Below are 22726 nucleotides of genomic sequence, written 5' to 3'. Positions count from 1 at the left end.
GTTCTTTCCATAGTTAGTTGAATAACCTCATTTTTTCAAGCTGGAGAATTTTGGTTTTTAATGTTTCAAAACTACAACGGCCATACATAATTCGTTTTATTACCTTTAGTTTATTAATACACCCTTCTACAAGCCCATTACTATATTCATATTTTATCGCATTCCTTACAGCCTCCATATCTCGTTCAACTCCATTTATAAAACTGTTTATTTCCGGTATGTTTAGATTTTTAGCCCGCTCTATCCATTTATCGAAGGCTTCAATATTTTTATTAGTTAGCATATCCTTAAATTCCCATGTTATTTTATATATTTTTTCAAAAAACGGATATTCTTTGCATATCATTTCAAATTGTTTCTCACTGATTATTTTTACTTTTTCTATTGGGTGGTACAATAGCTTAAATATATTTTCTCTTTTTATTATTTCTGTTTTTGTCCCATCTTCTCTACTTCTATCGTAATATTTTTTTCTCCGTTTCTTCCAGTCTGTCATATAATGCCGCACAGTTGATGACGAACCATCATATCCCATTTCATGTATCTTTTCCACAATATATGAACCCATCATTCCTCTCTCAAGGTATTCGTCAATCGTTTTTATATATGGTGTCAGTTTCCCATTTCTCTTTTTGCCATAGGAAGCATGAACCGGATTAAAGTTTTCATCAAGATATCTTCTAACTGTTTTTCTATCAAGTCCGGTACGTCTGGATATCTCTATATTACTCAAACCTATTCTCTTTAACTCCCGCACCTCATTTATACGTTCCATTTTTTGCTTTACTTTTTCTTCATGTATGATCATATTTTTTGTCTGGAACAACTTTTCCCTTTCTTCAGGGGTCATTGCTATTAATTTATCATAAGCTCGTATATCCATATTTAAGCTTCGGCAAATTTCTGTCTTACATCTTCCTTCTAATGAAAGTTGTTTTATCTTTTCATATTTTTCTTTCAATGTGAGTTTTCTGTTCTCATTCGCCTGTTTTATTGTTTCTACCTCTTTAATTTCCTGACTGACAGATTGTATTGAAACTTGCGGTTTTAATCTCTTTTTTAGATACTCTGTTACATAGGAAGTCAAATTCTTTAGCAAATGAAAACGGTCACTTATTTGTAAAGCTTCCGGGTGTGCACCTGTAATTGCATTATTATAGGTGACAGACCCATCTCTTGATATTATACGAAGATTTGGATATGATTTTAACCACTCACAAACAGTCTCATAATCCCTTGAGTCAATCATATCAAGTATTTGATGCGTAAAAATGTCTACCATAATTGTTCCATAGCTTCTACGCTTTTTAATAGCAAAATCATCAATACAAACAGCTGTTATAGTCTTTTTATCAATTACCGGTGTTTCTTTTTTTTTAAAAGATTACAAACTGTACTTTTACCAATATCCACAACATTTTCCTTTAGTATTTTTGATGCTGTAATGGAACTGCAATTTATTGATAGTCGCACAATTTCATCCTCAAGACGGCGGGTTTTCTTCGCTTTATAGGAGATAAAATCAAACCTTTCTGCAAAGGTAGTATGATTACAATCAGAATTATCACAAAAAAATTTTCTGTTACGTATAATAATAAATACCTTATTACCTTGTACTGGAAGGTCCTGAAAGGTTCTGTTATATGTGGAATGTATTCTGGATGATGGCCAGCCACAAAATGGGCATGTTACTTCTTTTCGATTGGAAGTTACTGTTATATAGCATTTGCCATCTTTTATTTCATGACTAATATAGTCTAAGTTTGGGTCTAATTGTTTAATAAATTCATCCATGGAATATAATCCTCTTTTCTTTTGTTTAATTTTCATTTATTTTATCATATATTGTCATTTAATTCAATTAACCCTGGAAAGAACCAATTATTATTGACAACAACAAGCAGCAAGAAATCGCCAGACTTTGCAATCTAATCAATAATCCGGCCTATGTGTATATTGAAGATCAAAGTTTTGAATCAACCATCCCAATATTGAATCAAGATTAGAAAGGGGAAATGAGAATTGAAAAGACAAATGAATCAAGAAGAGATAACCATTAATCCAACCTTACTGAATCTTCTAGCTCCAATGGGACTCGAAATTAGAAGAAATAGCTTAGTGATTGGAGAAAATACTGGAAAAATCTATGGCATTGTCAAGTATCCGCAAAAAGTAGACTATGGATGGTTATCGAAAATCACTAATATCCCAGGCACTATTGTCAGTGTAACTTTTAAACCGATTGATCATGGTACTTTTATTGAAAGTCTTTCAAGAAGTGTGATTCAAAATAGAGGTGCTGCTGAAAGTGCTAAAGATCCTTTGATACAAAAAAGAGCAGAAAGAGCTGCTATTGATGGCGAAAGAATCATGGTTCAAATCGATCAGCAAGGAGAAACGGTTGGTCTAATGAGTATTAATATTATGCCAATCGCTAGGGATGAAGAGACGTTACAAAAAGTCAGTAGAAAAACTGAAAGTACATGTGCCATGGCCAAATGTAAACCAAGGGTATTAGCGAATCTTCAAAAAGAAGCTTTTAAAATGCTATCGCCTTTTTATACAAGGGAAGAAAGTATTGAGCAGATTTGTGAAAGAATAATTCCTTTATCAACGTTTGTTGGTGGATTTCCTTTTTCAAGTTCCGGTTATAACGATGGTACCGGTTATTTCTTTGGTCGAGATGCCAGTGGAGGCTTAGTAGTATTAGATACATGGAAGAGAGGTAACGATAGAACAAATACCAACATGGTTATAATGGGAGTTGCTGGTGTTGGTAAATCGACAGCAGTGAAGCATATCGCTTTATCGGAATATATGAAAGGGACCAAACTTATTTTCATAGATCCTGAAAGGGAGTATAAAGAACTTTGTGAGGCCTTAAATGGTGATTGGATCAACGCTGGTGGTGGATCAAATGGTAGAATCAATCCTTTACAGATACGCCCAACTCCTGTTGATGATAATGATGATGTTTACAAAGACGAAGGACACGGTATGGGAGATATGGCTCTTTATATCAAGAACTTAGAGATTTTCTTTAGTCTGTATTTGCCATCATTAAATGATATGCAAAAGGCAATCTTAAAAGATACACTCATTGAGCTTTATCACAATTTCAATATTACTTGGAATACGGATGTATCAAAGCTCAAAAATGAGGATTTTCCAATATTCAAGGATTTATACGATCTCATTACGAAGAAAGCTGAAGAAAAAGAGATAGAGCAAAATGTATATGCAGATTTGGCATTATTACTTAAAGATATTGCTCTTGGTTCAGATAGTTTTCTATGGAATGGGCATAGTACTATCCATACAAATACAAGATGCGTTTGCCTAGATACCTATGATCTTCAAAATACTTCGGACAGCATTAAAAGAACACAATATTTCAATCTGCTAACTTGGTGTTGGCAGCAGATGAGTAAAGATCGAAATGAAAGAGTTTTATTGATCTGTGATGAGGCTTATCTCATGATTGATCCAAATGTGCCTCAAAGTCTTGTATTTCTAAGAAATGTTGAAAAGCGATCAAGAAAGTATGAAGCTGGTATAGCTATCATTTCTCATAGTGTTGTAGACTTTTTAGATCCACAGATTAAAATGTATGGCCAAGCTCTTTTAGATATTCCATGTTTCAAAATTCTGATGGGATGTGATGGTAAAAATCTTATTGAAACCAAGGAGCTTTATAACCTTACGGATGCTGAAGAAGAATTGTTAGCTAGTAAAAAAAGAGGAAATGCTCTTGTGGTGATTGGATCTAAAAGACTACATGTGATTTTTGAAATTTCGGAATATAAGTTTGAGTATATGGGTACTGCTGGGGGAAGATGATAATTTTAGATAAACCAATTTATCTAAAATTATCATTGACCTATCAAATTATATCAACTATAATTAAAATAAATCAATAAAGAAGTTGATATAATGAATTATGATAAAATTATATTGGAACTTTTAAGTAGAGTGCAGGAACTTGAAGAACAAATGGAAATAGTAAATGACAAATTGTTAAAGCTAAAAACTCTAAATAATAATGGTGAAGATATTGATCAAGGAGATACTCAAGGAGATATTACTAGAACAAAAGCTAGAGAAGAAGCAATGAAAATAATAAGGACAAAATTCCCTGAATACATTGTTGAAAAAGCTTCATTCCCTGAATACATTGTTGAAAAAGCTTCAAGAAATGAAGGCAGTGGCATAAAAATTATTAAACCAGGGATAGAAGAAGAAAGAGTAATAATTATTAAGTTTTTTTACAGTAAAACATATGATAAAAATTCAGATGGCATAGAGCACGCTTGGCATACTGTAAATTTGGATGATATTATTGGCAGCTTTATAGATTTTGTTATGTTTTCAGTTGTAGATAAAAATGGTAATTCAAACTTCTTAATATATAAACCAAGTGAACTTGGCTTATATAGCGAAAAATATAGAAGTAAACCAAGTGAACAGCTTCATTTGTATTTTTATATTGAGAATGATAAAGCTTTTGAAATAAGAGAAAATAAAGTTGATGTATCAGATCATTTGAATAATTGGTCAGTACTAGAATAGAATGGAGGACGTGGTTTTGAGAGAAATTGAAAAAAGGTTCAATAATGATATGGTAAATATATACAATACTGCAAAAAGAGAATTAGGATATAATGCAAATCGTTTTATTAAATTAGTTTCTGAAAAGGGTGGAGTTGAAGCAGCTAAACAGCTTATATCAAAAGAGGGTGGCACTTATGGTTTTGAAGTTTTATGGGAGAATAATCGTTTAGATTTATCAGTTGAGGCACATGTAATAAAAGAAGAATATAAAAATTTATTTACTGAAGAAGAAAGGCAATTGTGTATTGATAGACTTAAAAAGTTTGGTTTCAATATATAAAGATTGGAGGGGGCTTATGAATGAAATCGATTTTGCTAAATGGATGAAATCTAATGGCTACGATGAAAGTACAATTAGGTCACGCATATCAAATTGTCAAAGAGTTAGTGAGTATGAAGGTGATTTAGATGTACATTACGAAAAAGATGAATGTAAAAGTCTTCTTAAACGGCTTAAATATTCTACCAATGATAAAAGAGAGGGAATATCTCCTAGACACTCAATACCCATAAATGGTGATATATATAATGGAACTGCAACATTAAGACAAGCGGTTAATTTATATATAAAATTTAGAAATAATAGTCATTTTGATCACACTAAAAATATTGATAATGATAATAAAGAAATTGTAATTAATAAAAAGAAAGTTGACATAGACAAAGGTTTGATTAAACCTAAATTGGATTCGTATGAAAGATTTTTAAAAACATTTAATATAAGTAAGTTTGACCTATATATGTTTGGTCTAAATGAGACTATTTTTCCTTCGATTGAGCTTGTAGAAAAACAATGGGAGAATCTTAAAGAAAGAATTTATAATAATCAAGAAGTTAGTATAAGAGGTGCCGGTCGCGATGCTAAAGGAACTAAATACTATATTGACTTTTATAAGTTTCTGTTTGGGAATGAAAATGTAAGAAAAGATCCTACTAATAATTTAGCTCCTCAGAAAATAATTGAAGAGCTAACTGGTTATAAGCGTAATGTAAATATTTATAACTATCAAGTCTCTCATATTTTTGGTAGAACAAAGAATGTTTTTATGTTTGAAGCAGCTTGGAATATTGTTTTAGTACCAAAAATTATTGATCCTTTTACAGGTCATGAAACAAAAGGGATATGGCCCAAAGAATACCAACAATTGTTCAGAAACGAAGTTTTCAAAAAGTATTCAAAATATATCAATGAATATAATAAAATACTGGATGAAATAGATTTTCATAAGAAGCTATCTATGTACATATCAAATATTGATAAAGAAAATGCTAGAAGTAATGAAGTTATTCAATTTGAAAAGTCCGTTAAAAGAGAATTTTCAGAAATAGTCAAATAAGTGATAAACATTGTATGGAAAGAGGTGAATATTTGGCAATAGATCTTAAAACAGCAGCTACCATAGCTAAGGTAGCTATTAATACTTTAAGAGACGAAGAGGCAAGAAGAAAAATAATAATTATACTTATGGCACCGCTAATCACGGTGCTTTTAATTTTGTCAGTTTTAGTGTATATCCTATCTAGTCCTGTATCATTCATATTACAATTTTTTATGGATGATACAACTAAAGCAGCAGTTGAAGAGTTTAAAGCAGCTAATGATGCAGTAGTTGAACTGCAGATTGGAGAATTGGAATTTAATGGCGACTATCCTATGCCGGTGACAGGTGAGATAACGAGTCCCTATGGCTATAGGATTCATCCTGTGACCGGTGAATACAAAATGCACACAGGTATTGATATCAGATCTGAATGGCATGCTCCAGTAAAATCGATAGCATATGGTAGAGTAGTTAAGATTGGTATTGATGATGGTTATGGACAGTTTGTCATCATATTCCATGATGCTGAAAAAGAACCATTTTACTCAGTATACACTCATCTCTCTAAAGTGTACGCTTTGCAAGATCAAGAGGTTATGCAAGGCAGCATTATTGGATTAGAAGGTGGAGATCCTGATTTAGATCCATTACCAGGTCGATCCACAGGTCATCATTTGCATTTTGAAATTAGAAAAAGTATGAGTGCTTATAGTCATGTAGATCCAGTAACATATTTATTTGAGACAACGGAAGAAGAGGATGAATCATCAGGAGACGAAACAGTTAATTTTAAAATAGATGAAAGTAGAGGTCAAATGGAATGAAGAAAAAACTATTAATTGAATTATTTGTTTATGCGGTAATATTAGCAATCGGAATTATTCTTTTATTTACCTACAAAGTTAAAAAGAGATATTTTATAATTCCTTCAGAATTCAATTACCAGGAGGTACAAGATGATGCTTTTATACCTATCAAGTAATCAAAACATCGGTATATTTGATTCAGTAGCAAAAGAACAAGAGATATTGGTCAAAAAATTATCTGGGGAATTTCATTTTAAGAGTTTTGTCATCAAAGACATGAGAAGTTTGAATCATTATGAGTATGTAGCAATAGATTTAAAGGCAATAAAAGATACAGAAGAAGAATTTATTGAAACATTAATAGCTTTTAAGTCCATGTATGATTCAAGAATTATAATTTATGGCGAAGGGTTAAAGCAAGGAAATGTGTTGTTAAATAAGCTAGTTGATATTGAAGTCTATAATTTAATAACAAGTACAAAAATAGAAACAATCAATCAAGAAATTAAAAAGACATTAAGCCCAGAAGGCATGAGTTATAAAGATGTGTTTAAATTTAGAAACGAAACATTTTGTGGAGATAATAAAAAGCAATATTCATTTATATGTGAAAATGTTCAGATAGCAGTTGCTGGCGTTTCTTCAAAAGTAGGAACGACAACAACTGCTTTTAATATGGCCAATTTTCTATCAGCTATGGGAGCCAAAGCTTATTATGTGGAATTTAATAAAAGTAAACATTTAGATGTGATTGGTTTATATTATCGAGAAATGATCAAAACAGAGAATGGTTATGAATGTAAAGGTGTTAAATATATTGATACATCAGCTGTTTTTAACTGGGATTGCAATTTCATTATTTTTGATCTTGGCGAAATTAATAAAGAGAAAAAAAGAGTTATTGAATCATGTAAAATAAACGTTTTATGTAGCACATCTAAACCCTATGAGTTATCAGCTGCTAAGGATTCTATTGAAATTTATGATAACCAAAGTACCCATTTGATTGCATATTTCGGGCACATCCGGACACTGATTCCGACAACATGCGGACAGCATTTCGGAATTATCCGGACAGCGTAACGGCACATCCGGACACCTTGTCGATTTACTAAAATATAGGTACTCTTTAATCAGAATGATTAAAGGGGGCCAATCGATGAGGAGGCTAGATATGATAAAAGCAAGAGAAATTTTAAGGCTTAAATACGAAATAGGATTATCCCTAAGAGAAATTGGCCAAGCTTGCAATTGTGGCAAAACAACAGTATCAGAGGTGCTTAAAAGAGCAGAAAAGGCAAATATAACATGGCCAATCGAACTTAGTGATAAACAGTTAATGTCCATGCTATACCCACCTACGAACACTAGAAAATCCGTTCCAGAGCCTGATATGGAATATGTTTTCTATGAAATGAAGAAAAAGAATGTGACTTTGATGCTTTTGTGGGAAGAATATAAGGAAAAGCATCCGGATGGAATCATGTATACTCAATTCTGTGAGAGGTATAGGAATTTCAAGAAGCTGAATAAAATATCCCTACACAAACACCACAAAGCCGGTGAAGAAATGGAGGTTGACTGGGCTGGTGATACCCTGTCCTATGTAGATATTAATACAGGTGAATTAAAGCCTGCATACATTTTTGTTTCTGTACTTCCTGCAAGTCACTATCCCTTTGTTTATGCTTACAGTGATACCAAAATTGAAAGTTGGATTGATGCTCATGTAAGGGCATATGAGTACTATGGTGGGGTTCCTAAAATAACAATACCGGATAATACAAAGACTGCAGTTATCAAACCAGACCGTGTAGAACCTTTAATAAACAGAAACTACAAAGAAATGGCCTTACACTATAGAACGACCATTGTACCTGCCAGAGCAGGTAAACCAAAAGATAAAGCTTCAGATGAAAACATGGTAGGTAATGTTTCGAGAAGAATAATGGCAGCACTTAGAAATAGACAGTTTTTTAGCATATATGAAATAAATCAAGCAATTTCAGAAGAGCTAGAAAAGTTTATCAACAGACCATTTCAGAAAATGGAGGGCAACAGGAAGACGGCTTTTGAAAAAATAGATAAACCTTGTCTGCAGCCATTGCCGGCAACAAAATATGAGTATTGCGACTGGGTGGAAACAAGAGTTGCATTTAATTATCATGTTGAATATAAAGGGTTTTTCTACAGTGTTCATTACTCCTATGCAAATCACAAATGTTGGGTTAGGGCATCTTCAAAAACTATAGAAGTATATATAGGAAACGAGAGGATAGCGGTACACACCAGGAATTATGACAAATTTAATCGGTACAGAACATTAGAGGAACATATGCCCGAAGAGCATAAAGCAATTTATGCATGGAATTCTGAACGTTTTCTATCGTGGGCAGAAAAAACCGGTCCTAATACCCGGGAATTAATCAAAAAGATTCTTGAAAACAGTGATTATCCTGTTCAGGGTTATCGCGCTTGTATGGGTATTATGAGGCTTGCTAAAAGTCATTCAGCCGAAATAATGGAAACTGCCAGTAAAGAGGCTATAGATAAAAATGTTTTCTCATTCAAATATTTTAATATTATCCTTAAGCAAGTTATTAACAATTCCTCAAAGAAGCAGGCTGATACAATTATTCATCATGAAAATGTAAGAGGAAGCAGTGCTTACTCAGGAGGTGGTATATATGTTAATTAACCCAACTATAGAAAAATTAAGAGATATGAAACTTAAAGTTATGGCTCAACTACTGAGTGATTCAGATCCGGCTTTAAGAGAGTTGTCTTTCGAGGAGAGGCTCGGTATTATGGTTGAAAAAGAATGGGAGTCAAGAAAAAACTCAAGAATCAAAAGATATATACATAAAGCATCTTTTAGTATTAATGCATGCATTGAGGATATAGACTATACTTCGGACCGGAAGATTGATAAAAAGACTCTGCAAACTCTTTCTACCTGTACCTACATTATTCAGAAATTAAATATAGTGATTACAGGAAAAACCGGAAGCGGAAAAACATTTTTAGCATGTGCATTGGGTAACAGTGCTTGCCGTCATGGTTATACCGTTAAATACTACCGTATTCCGGAACTCTTACTTGAAATACAAGATGCGAAAAATGAAAATATATATAGCAAGTTTATGAACCAGCTTCAAAATGTAAAGCTTTTGATTTTAGATGATATAGGATTAAAATCATACACATTAGAAGAAAGCAGGGATATACTTGAAGTTGCAGAAAGCAGATACAATAAAGCTTCTACGATTCTTTCCGGACAGATTCCTCATACTCATTGGTATGATTTGTTTCCTGACCCTACAATAGCAGATGCAATTATGGACAGGATAGTTCATAATGCATATATCCTTGCTCTGGACTCAAAGAAGTCTATGCGGGAGGTAATGGCTGAAAAGATGATTAGAGAAGCAGAACATAGTGATTAATAATAAAAGATATTGCAAACAGGAAGAATTTGAGGTACAATTACGGTACAAAAATGGGTGCAAAAATACGAAAATCGTACGGAAAGTAGGTGCAAAATGGCGTTTCTATTGTATCCAACTACAGTTAAAATGCTTGCTGGAGAAATAAAATCTGCTTGTGATGCTTACCTATCTAGGAAAATAGGGCTTGAAGAACTGAAAAAGCTAGTTTTACACTACGCAAATAGCTACCCGGAAATGCTTTTTAATGCTCAGGAGTTGAACCCTACCGTGTTAAACCGTATAGGTAAAAAGAGGGCTAATCTTTTAAATAAAATACTTGAGGGGTATCAGTATAAACTTTAACAAAATGCGAAAAGAATTGCATTAAGTACAGCTTTTTTATAAAATCAAATTAAATGACAAGGTGTCCGGATAGTCCGGTTTAATGTCCGGATGTTTCCGGAACTGCCGTCCGGATAATCCGGAATACGCACCTTGATAATACCACATTGAGTAGGTAACTTGCTTTTTTATGCCTACAAAAACTTTACACTATGGGACAAATGAATGTTTGATTTTAGACCGGATTGTTATATAATGGCATCAACAGCTATGTTTAAGGGTGTTATGGCAATGCAGTCTATCGTCAGCAGATATGTCCAAGAACAATGTCAAATGGATATGTTTAATACGAGAGGTGGTTATAGTGCAGACACAAAAATATTCAGTAAATCAATACTTAATAGAAACTGTTTTAGCCTGGGTTAAGTCAGGGGAAATTGCAATTCCTGAGATACAACGGCCTTTTGTATGGGATGCTTCAAAAGTGAGGGATTTAATGGATTCATTGTATCAGGGCTACCCTATAGGCTATATAATTACATGGAAAAATCCGAATATCAGGCTTAAAGATGGTACAATATCCGAAGGAAAGAAAATTTTAATAGATGGTCAGCAAAGGGTGACAGCACTTACAGCGGCTATCCTGGGAGAATATGTTATAAATAATAAATATAAAAAAGTAAGAATAAAAATCTCTTTCCATCCGATTGAGCAAAGATTTGAAGTCTTTAATACGGCAATAGAGAAGGACAATAAGTGGATACCCGATATATCTCAAATCTTTTCACAAGATATAAATATAATTAAGTTTATAAATCAATACTGCAGGAATAATCCGGATGTTGATCCCGAGTTGATATATGAAAGGATAGAAAGTCTTAGAAAAATAATGCATAAACAAATCGGCCTTATAGAATTGTCATCAGATCTTGATATTGAAACTGTAACCGAAATTTTTATAAGAATTAATTCTAAAGGTGTGGTTCTAAGCCAAGCTGATTTTGCAATGTCAAAAATAGCCGCAAATGAATCTTATGGAGGTTCAACACTGAGAAAATGCATAGATTATTTTTGCCATCTGACAGTATCTCCTGAGTTTTATTACCATATCACTGATTATGATAAAGATTTTGCGGAAACAGAATATTTTAAGAAAATGTCATGGTTAAAAAATGAGCATGATGATATATATGATCCTTATTATACAGATCTTTTACGAGTGGCTTTTACTTATAAATTCAGTAGGGGCAAGCTTGCAGATCTTGTTAGTTTATTATCCGGACGAAATTTTGAAACAAGGACCTATGAAGAGGATATTGCAAGGGAATCCTTTGAAAAACTCAGTAAAGGAATTATAGATTTTATTAATGAGAATAATTTTAAGAAATTTATAATGATAATAAAATCAGCTGGTTTTATTACATCACACATGATACGTTCCAAAAATGCTTTAAATTTCGCATACATCTTATACCTTACTTTGCGTTCAAATGGATATAATCCGGCTGAAATAGAGTCATATGTTCGCAAATGGTTTGTATTGTCCATATTAACGGGGAGGTATTCCGGATCACCGGAATCAATGTTCGACTATGATATTAGAAATATTGCTTCCCGTGGCTTTAATGAGTATCTTAAAAGTATTGAAAGCGCAGAACTATCAGAAGCATTTTGGAATGTTGCACTGATTCAGGAACTTGACACTTCATCATCCGCCAGTCCCATATTCAATGTATTCCTTGCAGCACAGGTTAAAAATAATGAGAAAGGGTTCCTTTCAAAGGATATTACTGTCAGTGAGCTTATATTTAACTTGGGAGACATACATCATATTTTTCCCAAAGATTATCTTAGAAAGAATGGAATGAAGAGAAGTCAGTATAACCAAATTGCAAATTATGTTTATATGCAATCTGAAATTAATATAAAAATTGGGAACAAGGCTCCGAAAGAATACTTTGCCGATTTAATTCAACAGTGCAGTGGCGGTGGACTGAAGTATGGCGGTATAAATAGTCTGGAAGAGTTAAAAGAAAACCTTGGAATGAATTGTATACCAGAATCAATTTTTACAATGACTTTTGAAAATTATGAAGAATTTCTGGAACAGCGAAGATTGCTTATGGCAAAGAAAATAAGAGATTATTATTATACTCTATAGGAGAACAAGAACTTGTATATCCAAAGCAGAACGTTATGTGAAGAGTACAACCTTACCCGGAAACGTAAGGATAATGCTTACCGGGAGGTTGTTTTTTTATAGAGAATTATGAAGTTAAATGAATACTGTCAGGAATGATTTGTGTCAAAAAACCATTGACATGTTTCATCCAACAGATACTATAAAAAATAGCAATCGGAAATCAATTGCCGGTTCGGGACAAGTCACAGCCCGGCTGCTGATTCCGAAACACGATGGAATGGCAGTTGGATGATTATTTCAATAGTGTAATATGTTTACATAAATGAACTTGTTATTTAAACATAAAAACGGGAGCTGATAGAATGAAATTACTGATTATACGGCATGCTGATCCGGATTATGAAAAAGATACACTGACCGAAAAAGGGTGGAGGGAAGCCGAGCTTTTATCCAACAGACTGATAACTTTGGATATTAAGGAATTTTATGTTTCACCGCTTGGAAGGGCGCGTGACACAGCAAATGTCACATTAAAAAAAATGAATCGTACTGCAGAAGTATTACCCTGGCTTAGAGAATTTAATGTATATGATGAGAAATCAGGCAAGAAGAGAATTTGCTGGGATTTGCTTCCTCAGGACTGGACGGTTATTAATGAGTATTATAATAAAGACCTCTGGCATACAGTACCGGCTATGAAAGCGTGCAATGTGATATCGGAGGCCAATAAGGTATTTGAAGGAATTGACAGGATCCTGGAAAAGAACGGATATGTACGCGAAGGCAATTTGTACCGGGCGGTAAATACCATAGTTTTGTTCTGCCATTTTGGTGTTGAATGTGTAATCTTAAGCCACCTTCTGGGAATTTCACCTGTGGTCTTATGGCATGGCTGTTGTGCTTTACCGACTTCTGTAACAACCCTTGTGACGGAAGAGCGCAGGAAAGGAATTGCCTGTTTCAGAATGCTTGCATTCGGGGATATCTCACATCTGTACGCAGTTGATGGATGAGTTCAAGCCTTCAAAGATAGATAAGTTAAGGCTAAATGCCTTATACAACCATCTTCGAGATGCATATGACGGCCATGAAGGTGTCCGCGGTAGGGCGGATCAAAGTGCTGTTACTTATGAACTGTTGGCACCTATTATTGTAGCTGGTGAGGAATCGCCGGATGAAGCGGCCATCAGAGAACGGAGCATAGAATTGCTATTCAGCAAGAAGGACTTAAAACCAGCCAGCCATAGACAAGCATTTTATAAGCTGTGTGCAAAAGCGGATCTGCTTGGCAGCTTGTATTCGATATCTTCAAAACGGTGTGCAGGAGTACTTGCTGGATGGCGGCAGCAATAACAAGACCATTGTAGAACAGACCCTGGAAATCATGGCCCGGATGAAACTGGCTCCGAATCAAGACTACACTTTTGATAAAGATGGCAAGGTTATCGGGATTCGTTTCTGTGATGTATATGACCGCTATACCAAGTACAGACGCGATTATGCAATCACAGGTGAATGTCTTCCGTATAACCAGTTTCTGAAGCAATTGAGGCAAAGTGACTTTTTTATAGAGAGTAATAAAACGATGCGTTTCGGGAATGAAACAAAAAAAGCGTGGGCTCTTGATTTTTCGATATTGAAAGAGCGATGCGATGTGAGCGGCTTTGAGATCACAGATATTGAGCCTCTTTAACCTCAAAAAAGGTAACAAGGTAACAAAAAGGTAACACCCGAAACGCTGATGAATAGCCACTTGTTACCTATGTTACCTTTGTTACCTCAACTTTATATATACGCGCGAGAGATGAAATTATTTTTTGAAAAATAAAAAATAAAAAAATATAAATATTTGTGTCTATACCTACCCCAAAAAAGAGGTAACAAGGTAACAAAATCCGCAAATGCGCTTGTAAAGCGGGTTTGAGAAGTTACCTTTTTAGAAATACCGGGGTAACAAGAGGGGAAAAGGTAACATTTTTGGAGGATAAGCGGTTATGTCTGAAAAAAGTATTGTGACTAAAATCCTCCGGTACTTAAAGACAGTACCGGGGTGTTTCTGCTGGAAGGAACATGGCGGTATGTACGGGACAGCGGGGATACCAGACATTATTGCCTGTGTAAATGGGCGGTTTATAGCTTTTGAAGTAAAAACCCCATCGGGAAAGACAACAAAACTGCAGGAAGCAACTATAAGGAAAATCCTCAATGCAGGAGGCTTGGCAGCGGTTGTCCATTCGGTAGATGAGGTGAAGGTTATTCTGGAAAAGCATGGCCTTCTATAAAGAACGAAGACATAACGAACAAGGAAACAAGCACTGCAAAGCAACGCAAAAAAGCACACTGCTTCAAAGATCAAGGTTTTTATCTTGATTTTTTGGAGGTGCGATATGCTGATTGCATGGCAGTATTTAGATAAAAAAGCGGCTGCTGTTGAAGCTTTGAAAGATTACAGCAGCATGCAGTACATTATCGAACACAGTGATGAGGATATATATGAAATTGAAACCTGTATGACAAGCCCTCATAGTGCAAAGAATACCGGAGTTCCGGGCAAACACAATCCCAAAAGCGGCGAAGAACGCCTTGCTGCTTGCCTTGACGAGATTGATGTGTTGAAAGAACGTTACAGACGGGCATTAGAATATATGGAGTGGTTCAAGCCTGCTTGGGAAGCCCTGTCGGAGGAAGAACAGTTTATACTGACAGAATTTTTTGTTAATGATGTAAGCAAGACAGAAGCTGTAGCAAACATCGGAGAGAAGCTGTTTCTTGAAAGAGCACAGGTGTACCGCAGGAAGGACAAGGCACTTAATCATCTGGCACTGCTTTTATACGGGAAGTAGTTTAAGATAACATTAGCAGCATGTTAAATAGGAAACCCACTTAGATAGAACGAACTACCTAAGTGGGTATTTTTAATGGCCTACTGTATTGCGCTTAATGTAAGCTTGTAGGAGCTGTTATCTTTAGTATACATATTTTAATGTAAAAATCAACAAAATAAAAAATGCACTAATTGATGCATAAATCTTGACAAAAGGCATATAATATAGTATCATTGTATCACAAAAGAGGTGATGCAATGAATCAGCACTATAATCAGAATTATACCTGGGAACAGATTGATGAGATTTTGGCAATGATACATGACTGTATTAGAGAGGGCAGATTCATTATATCAAAAAATGAGAATAGACAAGAAAACATAGATTTTATAAATGAATATAATCTAAACAGCAGAAGGCAAAAGGAGATTTTACTGAAAATAAAAACAGAAGATTTTTGCCATTCATTGCAAAATACGAAAGTAGGATTTGAACATGAGGTTTTATATGTATTTTGTCCCCAGGTTACGTTATTTAACTTTGATGGCATCGAGGAGTTAGTTGATATATATACGAAATTTAATCTAATTGATAGTGAAAGTGGAAAAAGAGTGGTTGTTATATCGTTTCATAAGCGAAACAAGCCGATTGATTATCTTTTTCGATGATCAATCAGAAAGTTTGAGAGTTTGAAAGGAGGCCGCCTTATGAATAGGAATAAGACATTTTGCGAGGAATGCAGAAGAGATGTCGAATATATAGTAGAAACAGCAACAATTAAGGGTAAACTTAAAGGCGAAGAATATGAGTATACTGGAAAGAAGGCTGTTTGTACGGAATGTGGGAGCGAAGTCTATGTAGCGGATATAGAGGACGAAAATCTAAAGGCTTTGTATGACACGTACCGTCAAAAAAACGGCATTATTTCGCTGGAGAAGATATTAGAAATACCTCAGAAATACAATATTGGCAAACGTCCGCTATCATTGCTTTTGGGTTGGGGAGAAATGACTTTTTCGAGATATTGTGAAGGTGATATGCCTACAAAACAGTATTCAGATATTCTTCAAAAGATTTATGATGATCCAGCGTATTATAAAGAATTACTGGAGAAAAATAAGGACAATTTAAAATCTCTGCAGGCATATGAAAAAAGTAAGCGGAAGGTACAGGAACTGCTTGGGGAAGAAAACAAAACGGGTTCAAAGCTGGACTCAATTATCCAATATCTGCTTTATAAATGCGAGGACATAACTCCTTTAGCTTTACAAAAGGCGCTATATTATGTCCAGGGTTTTTATTATGCTTTTGAAGGACGGTTTCTTTTTGAAGAAGACTGTGAGGCATGGGTTCATGGACCAGTTTACAGAGATATATATAACAGGTATTCATCTTATCAGTTTGACCCCATTGAGAGTGTTGAAGCTTTCGATGAATCAGTTTTTACAACTGCTGAAAAAGCGATATTGGATAGCGTTATTAAGAACTTCTGCTGCTATAGTGGAAAAATACTAGAAAAGTTTACGCATCTGGAGAAACCATGGCGGCATACCAGAGACGGTTTGCCGGTGGATGCGCATTCTAATCGTGTAATACCCAAAGAATTGATCGGGAAATATTTTGTAGCTGTAAAAGAAAAATTCAACATGCTTACTCCTGGAGATATAGAAGTATATTCGAAAGCTATCTTTGAACAAATAAACTAATATTTTTAGCTTCCTTTAAGGTGAGATTTTCATGAGATGAAAAACACAGATATCCAATATATAATGATATCGTGAAAAAATGACATTTAAAACGCATAAGCCCTTCGGGGCTTTTTTTATGCCATAAAACAGGAGTGAGGAAAGATGTACGATAATTGTTTTGGCAGTAACGGAAGGAATGGCTGCAATATCCTGACTGTACACAAGTGCTTGCAAGATAAATGTTCCTTCTATAAAAGCCCCCAGGAGTTAGAGGAAGATAGGAAAAAGGCTTATCTTTTGCTTGCAGCTTTACCACCCGATATGCAGCGGTATATTTCGGATAAATATTATAATGGTAGGATGCCATGGGTAAATAACAAATATGCTATTCAGTGTTCAAGATGAGATTTTTATGAGATGAAATTCATTATAAATCCAAATATAATGGTATTGTGAAAAGTTATGAATAAGCCTTCATGGGATGAACCTGTGAGGGCTTTTTTATACGCGTAAAGGAGGTGGCCAGATGCCAAGAAAACCAAAAAGGCCTTGCTCCTTTCCTGGCTGTTCTGAACTGACGGACGGAAGGTACTGTGACATGCATCAAAGGCAAATGGATGCTTATTACAACAAATACGAACGAGATCCCCAAACAAGAAAACGCTATGGCCGGAGATGGAAACGCATCAGGAACAGATATATCTCAGAGCATCCGCTTTGTGAGGAGTGCCAAAAGTACGGAAGGCTTACACCAGCCGAAGAGGTACATCATATTATCCCTTTATCCAAAGGCGGAACCAATGCAGACAATAACCTTATGAGTCTGTGCAAACAATGTCACTCATCGATCACTGCCCGCGAAGGAGAACGATGGGCAAGAAAATAATGGGGTCCCCGAAAAGTCGTTTGACTTTTTGGGGAGAGGAGCAGCCCTGAAGCGGTAAGCCTTTCGCGCTTGCGTGAAAGCGATGAGCGGAGGGCGCTGCGACGAAGGGGGGTCAAAATCTCTGGTGAAGCAGTTTTGTGCAACGGGCGGGGGGTCACGCGCGAAAAATCGCAGTTTCAAACGGGGTATATCCCTCGTCGTCGCAAACTGCGCTTTGCTCGTTTTGACGCCAGCGTCAAAAGCTCGCCTGCTCCGTTGCTCCTCCTCTCCCCGCAAAGCCTGCGGCTTTGCGGGGGCCCCAATTAATTACATGAATCGAGGTGATGTGTATGGCAAAGGACGGTACCAACCGCGGCGGGGCACGTATCGGTGCAGGACAGAAGAAAAAGCCTCTGGCAGATAAGATTTTGGAAGGAAACCCCGGCAGACGAAAGCTCATGGTAATGGAGTTTACGGATGCTGCGGAACTGGAAGGAGAGAGCATGCCGCCACCGAGGGATTATCTTGCTGCAAAGCAGAAGAACGGAAAAACAACACTGGCGGTGGAAATATACGAAAAAACATGGCAGTGGCTTAAGGAACGCAGGTGTGTTCACCTTATCCCTGCGCAGCTTATAGAGCAATATGCCCAGAGTGTGGCGCGGTGGATCCAGTGCGAGGAATGTATCACTGAATTTGGCTTTCTTGCTAAGCATCCGACAACTGGCAATGCCATCCCGTCACCTTATGTGGCTATGAGTCAAAGCTTTATGAAACAGGCCAATAACCTGTGGTATCAAATTTATCAAGTCGTGCGGGAAAACTGTGCTACCGAATACAAAGGGGCTACTCCTCACGATGATGTTATGGAAAAACTACTGACAGCCAGGAGGGGTGGCTGATGCATAAAACAAATTCAATCTTTCTTAGGGAACTAAGAAAATATAAAGACCATTTAACGAAGCAGCAGTTTAAGACTCTGCGGGGACAAGTAATAAACGGAGATTGTGAGGGCGCAAAAAAGGGTCTTAAGAAAATATTGAACAGGAGAATGCAGCATGAACATACAAAAAATATCTGTTGAAAAACTTAATCCAGCAGTATACAACCCGCGCAAGGATTTAAAACCCGGCGATAAGGAATATGAAAAGCTAAAACGGTCAATAGAGGAATTTGGCTATGTGGAGCCTGTTATCTGGAACCAAAAAACAGGTAATGTGGTAGGCGGGCATCAACGCTTAAAGGTTTTGCTGGACTTGGGACAGACAGAGATAGATTGCGTCGTTGTAGATCTTGACCTGCAGAGAGAAAAAGCGCTTAATCTTGCTCTTAATAAGATTCAGGGAGAGTGGGACGAGAATAAACTGGCTGAACTGATGGCTGAGTTGGACGCAGGTGCCTTTGATGTGTCGCTCACAGGGTTTGACGCTTCTGAAATAGACGAACTGCTTAACCGATGGTACTCCAAAGAGGCGATACAAGACAGCTTTGACATAGATAAAGCGCATGAGGAAATTGTGCAGTGCGAGCCTGTAACGAAGCGGGGCGATATCTGGCTTCTCGGGAATCATCGCTTGATGTGCGGTGACTCTACTAAGGATGAGGATTTTGAGAAGTTGATGGAAGGGTGTCACGCACAGATGGCAGTGACTTCCCCTCCATATGGGGTAGGCAAAGAATATGAAAAAGCCGGGATTGAGCCATGGTTCGAGACAGTACGCCCAGTGATTAGAAACCTGTGCAGGTATGCAGATATTGTCTGCTGGAACTTAGGTGATCTCTATGCCACCGGCTCTCAGTTTATTGAACCCACCAGTGTTTACAGTGTGAATATGTTCTTGGACAACGGTTACCGCCCTATCTGGATCCGCATTTGGAAGAAGCAAGGGCAAAATTTCGGCGTAGGACCCTATCATCTTGTTTCAAACAAGCCGGTTCAGCAGTATGAGTATATTTCAGCCTTCAGCAATAAAGGAGAGACTGAGGAATATAACGATCAGGAATATGTATGGCTTTCAGCCTTTGCGGGACACAGTTATAAATTTGTGAAACGGCTTACAAAGGAAGAACGCAAGAAATGGGGCTATGCTGGGATATGGGAGATGACCACTGTCCGGGCAAACAAGGAGCATCCTGCAATGTTCCCTGTAGAGCTTCCATGGCGGTGCATCAAAATGCACAGCGACAAAGGCGGCATTGTGCTTGAGCCGTTTTCAGGCAGCGGCACCACTATAATTGCGGCTGAACAGACCGAGCGCAAATGCTACGCAATGGAGTTATCCCCTGTTTACTGTGATTTAGCTGTTAAGCGCTGGGAGGAATTCACCGGTGAAAAAGCCATCAAACTGGAGGGTTAAGATTTATGGATATACTGAAAATACCAACAGAAAAACTAAAACCATCTAAATATAATCCGCGGAAAGATTTAAAGCCTGGTGACCCTGAATATGAAAAATTACGTCGGTCTATTGAAGAGTTTGGATATGTAGAGCCGGTCATATGGAATAAACGCACCGGGAATATTGTCGGCGGACATCAGCGTTATAAAGTACTTACAGCTTTGGGGTATAAGGAGATCGACTGTGTTGTAGTTGATTTGGATGAACAGCGGGAAAAGGCGCTCAATGTCGCGCTGAATAAAATCAGTGGTGAGTTTGATATTCCGCTTTTGACCGATCTGCTTATGGATTTAAATGAAGATGGTTTTGACGTTTCTCTTACCGGGTTTGATGCTACGGAAATTGATGAGTTGTTCCGTGATAAAACAGCCGCTAATGTCAAAGAGGATAATTTCGATACAGAAAAGGCAATTGCAGAGATTAAAATTCCGGTTACCAAAAAGGGCGACATATGGGTACTTGGCAGCCACCGTCTGATGTGCGGTGATAGCACCATGCTTTCAGATGTGCAAAAGCTGATGAACGGACAAAAGGCGAGATTTGTTTTCACCGACCCACCCTGGAATGTTGATTACGGTTCAGATACCAGGCATCCAAGCTGGAAGCCAAGACAAATTCTAAATGACAATATGAGCACCGAAGAATTCGGTGCTTTTTTATTGCGCGCTTTTAAATGCATGAAAGAGGTTTCTGAAGCCGGATGCATGACCTATGTGGTAATGAGTGCTCAGGAATGGGGCAGTTTGATGAACGTCATGCGTGAGGTAGGGTATCACTGGTCGAGCACAATTATATGGAAAAAAGACAGCTTGGTACTATCAAGAAAGGACTATCATACCCAGTACGAGCCGATCTGGTATGGTTGGCTTGAAGGAACACGCCTTTGCCCGCTTAAAGACCGTAAACAGTCAGATGTTTGGGAGATACCCCGTCCTAAAGTATCGGAGGAGCACCCTACCATGAAGCCGGTTTCGCTTGTAGCAAAGGCAATGCTCAACAGTTCCCATACTGGAGATTTAGCCCTTGACCTGTTCGGTGGTTCTGGTACGACAATGATTGCGGCGCAGCAGACCGGGCGGGTTTGTTTTATGATGGAGCTTGACCCGAAATACTGCGATGTGATTGTAAAGCGCTATGTTTCACAATTTGGCACAGATTCAGTATTCTTGGTAACAGGTAGTGAAAAAATACCTTACGCGGAAACACAGATTGATTAAAAATGTCCTTGCTTTCCCCTCAAAACAGAGCGTTAATGTACCCCACCAAAAAGGAAAGGTGGGATTTTTTATGGGAATCAAAAATGTTTTAGCTTATTTGAGGGGAGGTGTATGGCATGAGCAATAACAGCATTCGCTTTTCACAGAAGATTGTCGGTCAGGAGAGAAAAGCCATTGCCTCGGTCATAGCTGAAGCCCTTGAAGGCCAGGTGCGCTATGCCGGAGCACCGGAGTTTTTGTATGAGATTAAAGACGAAAAATCTGCTGGCAGTTGGACGATTGACAGGGACAGTGTGGTTCACTCACCGAAAATCAGTCTCAATGAAATAAAAACCATCCGTTCAGTTATTGACGAGTTGAATGTGGAGGGCTTTTCAGCAGAGGGAACCATGACAATTACTCTTTCGTTGGAGGGCTTTAGCGCGATTAGCCTTGAAAACCTAAATAATATGCTGGCCAGCAAAGAGACGTTAATTAAGAAAGCACTGTCGCTTGACCGGGAACTTGAAGTATTAGCTGAAAATGACGAGATTGCCTTCCCTTTCTGGAACGCGACTCTAAATGCTGATGAAGTGCAGACCTATATAACGCTGGCAAAGCAGATGGCAGAACAGGCAAAATTACAGAAGCGAGTACTACGAAAAGAAAAACCAACAGATAATGAAAAATATGCTTTTCGCTGTTTCCTGCTTAGGTTGGGGTTTATAGGTGATAACTTCAAAACTGAACGCAAGGTGTTACTTTCAAGGCTGTCCGGCAACGGGGCGTATCGGAAAGGCAGAGCAAAGGCGGTGGACGAAAATGAATAATTTATTCTGGAGAGGAGGACGAACTATGAGTGCAATAGGCTTCCCTTCAAAAGAAACAGTCCTTCGCATTAAAGAGCAGTATCCGCCGGGAACACGTGTTGAGCTTATCTGCATGGATGATCCGTATTCTAAGCTGAAACCGGGAGACCAAGGAACAGTATCTTTCGTGGATGATATCGGAACTGTTCATATCAACTGGGACTGCGGTTCTTCTTTGGGTGTAGCCTATGGTATAGATGTGATCAGAAAGCTGTAAATGTACACAATTCAA

27 protein-coding genes are annotated in these 22726 nt (G+C 37.1%); 25 read left to right on the top strand and 2 right to left on the bottom strand.

Going from position 1 to position 22726, the window contains the following annotated elements; genetic code table 11:
• Positions 1–13 precede the first annotated feature (13 nt).
• On the bottom strand, positions 14–1312 hold the full coding sequence (locus tag HVS_RS13355; RefSeq protein WP_235827746.1) for a transposase: 1299 nt from the start codon (positions 1310–1312) through the stop codon (positions 14–16).
• 44 nt (positions 1313–1356) lie between these two features.
• The gene (locus HVS_RS13350; RefSeq protein WP_157942905.1) at positions 1357–1794 is read right to left on the bottom strand and encodes a transposase family protein; all 438 of its coding nucleotides are present in this window, start codon (positions 1792–1794) and stop codon (positions 1357–1359) included.
• Positions 1795–2034: 240 nt separating this feature from the next.
• Here HVS_RS13350 and HVS_RS13345 point away from each other — a divergent pair, with 240 nt between their 5' ends.
• The 25 genes from HVS_RS13345 to HVS_RS13230 all read left to right on the top strand — a co-directional run bounded on the left by HVS_RS13345 (position 2035) and on the right by HVS_RS13230 (position 22711).
• Complete coding sequence (locus HVS_RS13345; protein WP_101304296.1) at positions 2035–3840, top strand: VirB4 family type IV secretion system protein; 1806 nt, start codon at positions 2035–2037, stop codon at positions 3838–3840.
• A gap of 93 nt (positions 3841–3933) precedes the next feature.
• Positions 3934–4569 (top strand): hypothetical protein, encoded by a 636-nt coding sequence (locus tag HVS_RS13340; RefSeq protein WP_101303125.1) that lies wholly within the window; start codon positions 3934–3936, stop codon positions 4567–4569.
• 10 nt (positions 4570–4579) lie between these two features.
• Positions 4580–4891 (top strand): hypothetical protein, encoded by a 312-nt coding sequence (locus tag HVS_RS13335; protein ID WP_242971573.1) that lies wholly within the window; start codon positions 4580–4582, stop codon positions 4889–4891.
• A gap of 16 nt (positions 4892–4907) precedes the next feature.
• Positions 4908–5948, top strand: coding sequence for a hypothetical protein (locus HVS_RS13330; RefSeq protein ID WP_101303121.1), 1041 nt, complete (start codon positions 4908–4910; stop codon positions 5946–5948).
• A gap of 32 nt (positions 5949–5980) precedes the next feature.
• The gene (locus tag HVS_RS13325; RefSeq protein ID WP_242971572.1) at positions 5981–6757 is read left to right on the top strand and encodes a M23 family metallopeptidase; all 777 of its coding nucleotides are present in this window, start codon (positions 5981–5983) and stop codon (positions 6755–6757) included.
• 132 nt (positions 6758–6889) lie between these two features.
• A complete protein-coding gene (locus HVS_RS13320) occupies positions 6890–7822 on the top strand; it encodes a hypothetical protein (protein WP_159063459.1) in 933 nt (310 codons plus the stop codon).
• Positions 7823–7898: 76 nt separating this feature from the next.
• Positions 7899–9437 (top strand): IS21 family transposase, encoded by a 1539-nt coding sequence (gene istA, locus HVS_RS13315; protein WP_157834867.1) that lies wholly within the window; start codon positions 7899–7901, stop codon positions 9435–9437.
• Positions 9427–10185: an IS21-like element helper ATPase IstB gene (istB, locus tag HVS_RS13310; protein WP_027621357.1), complete on the top strand. Its 759-nt coding sequence runs from the start codon at positions 9427–9429 to the stop codon at positions 10183–10185. The genes istA and istB overlap by 11 nt, the downstream gene beginning before the upstream one ends.
• A gap of 57 nt (positions 10186–10242) precedes the next feature.
• Positions 10243–10530 (top strand): TIGR04540 family protein, encoded by a 288-nt coding sequence (locus tag HVS_RS13305; protein WP_101299011.1) that lies wholly within the window; start codon positions 10243–10245, stop codon positions 10528–10530.
• 343 nt (positions 10531–10873) lie between these two features.
• Positions 10874–12670, top strand: coding sequence for a GmrSD restriction endonuclease domain-containing protein (locus HVS_RS13300; RefSeq protein WP_101303115.1), 1797 nt, complete (start codon positions 10874–10876; stop codon positions 12668–12670).
• A 118-nt stretch (positions 12671–12788) separates the two neighbouring features.
• Positions 12789–12944: a hypothetical protein gene (locus tag HVS_RS16605; protein WP_159063458.1), complete on the top strand. Its 156-nt coding sequence runs from the start codon at positions 12789–12791 to the stop codon at positions 12942–12944.
• A gap of 70 nt (positions 12945–13014) precedes the next feature.
• Positions 13015–13665 carry a histidine phosphatase family protein gene (locus HVS_RS13295; protein ID WP_101303113.1) on the top strand — a complete coding sequence of 217 codons (651 nt, stop codon included), beginning with the start codon at positions 13015–13017 and terminating at the stop codon, positions 13663–13665.
• Positions 13655–14005: a hypothetical protein gene (locus HVS_RS17320; RefSeq protein WP_242971571.1), complete on the top strand. Its 351-nt coding sequence runs from the start codon at positions 13655–13657 to the stop codon at positions 14003–14005. The genes HVS_RS13295 and HVS_RS17320 overlap by 11 nt, the downstream gene beginning before the upstream one ends.
• Entirely contained in the window at positions 13983–14345 is a 363-nt protein-coding gene (locus HVS_RS17315; protein ID WP_242971570.1) for a hypothetical protein, read from the top strand. Before HVS_RS17320 ends, HVS_RS17315 begins: the two co-directional genes overlap by 23 nt.
• 301 nt (positions 14346–14646) lie before the next feature.
• Positions 14647–14934: a VRR-NUC domain-containing protein gene (locus tag HVS_RS13285; RefSeq protein WP_101303111.1), complete on the top strand. Its 288-nt coding sequence runs from the start codon at positions 14647–14649 to the stop codon at positions 14932–14934.
• A 105-nt stretch (positions 14935–15039) separates the two neighbouring features.
• Positions 15040–15495 carry a hypothetical protein gene (locus HVS_RS13280; protein ID WP_101303108.1) on the top strand — a complete coding sequence of 152 codons (456 nt, stop codon included), beginning with the start codon at positions 15040–15042 and terminating at the stop codon, positions 15493–15495.
• A 239-nt stretch (positions 15496–15734) separates the two neighbouring features.
• Entirely contained in the window at positions 15735–16145 is a 411-nt protein-coding gene (locus HVS_RS13275; protein ID WP_034844757.1) for a hypothetical protein, read from the top strand.
• Between the two features lie 39 nt (positions 16146–16184).
• Positions 16185–17183, top strand: coding sequence for a type II TA system antitoxin MqsA family protein (locus HVS_RS13270; RefSeq protein WP_101303106.1), 999 nt, complete (start codon positions 16185–16187; stop codon positions 17181–17183).
• A 144-nt stretch (positions 17184–17327) separates the two neighbouring features.
• Complete coding sequence (locus HVS_RS13265; RefSeq protein WP_101303104.1) at positions 17328–17570, top strand: hypothetical protein; 243 nt, start codon at positions 17328–17330, stop codon at positions 17568–17570.
• Positions 17571–17691: 121 nt separating this feature from the next.
• Positions 17692–18051: an HNH endonuclease gene (locus tag HVS_RS13260; protein WP_101303102.1), complete on the top strand. Its 360-nt coding sequence runs from the start codon at positions 17692–17694 to the stop codon at positions 18049–18051.
• 329 nt (positions 18052–18380) lie between these two features.
• The gene (locus HVS_RS13255; protein ID WP_003515999.1) at positions 18381–18932 is read left to right on the top strand and encodes a P27 family phage terminase small subunit; all 552 of its coding nucleotides are present in this window, start codon (positions 18381–18383) and stop codon (positions 18930–18932) included.
• Between the two features lie 156 nt (positions 18933–19088).
• A complete protein-coding gene (locus HVS_RS13245) occupies positions 19089–20387 on the top strand; it encodes a site-specific DNA-methyltransferase (RefSeq protein ID WP_101303100.1) in 1299 nt (432 codons plus the stop codon).
• A gap of 5 nt (positions 20388–20392) precedes the next feature.
• Complete coding sequence (locus HVS_RS13240) at positions 20393–21646, top strand: site-specific DNA-methyltransferase (protein ID WP_101303098.1); 1254 nt, start codon at positions 20393–20395, stop codon at positions 21644–21646.
• Positions 21647–21762: 116 nt separating this feature from the next.
• Positions 21763–22455: a virulence factor gene (locus HVS_RS13235; protein ID WP_101303096.1), complete on the top strand. Its 693-nt coding sequence runs from the start codon at positions 21763–21765 to the stop codon at positions 22453–22455.
• A gap of 25 nt (positions 22456–22480) precedes the next feature.
• Positions 22481–22711, top strand: a complete 231-nt coding sequence (locus HVS_RS13230) for a DUF4314 domain-containing protein (protein WP_101303094.1) — start codon at positions 22481–22483, stop codon at positions 22709–22711.
• The last annotated feature ends 15 nt before the right edge of the window (positions 22712–22726 follow it).

The sequence above is a fragment of the Acetivibrio saccincola genome, assembly GCF_002844395.1.
Taxonomy (GTDB): domain Bacteria; phylum Bacillota; class Clostridia; order Acetivibrionales; family Acetivibrionaceae; genus Herbivorax; species Herbivorax saccincola.
Note: the sequence above shows the minus strand (reverse complement) of the source record. Positions and strands in the feature narration are given on the sequence as shown.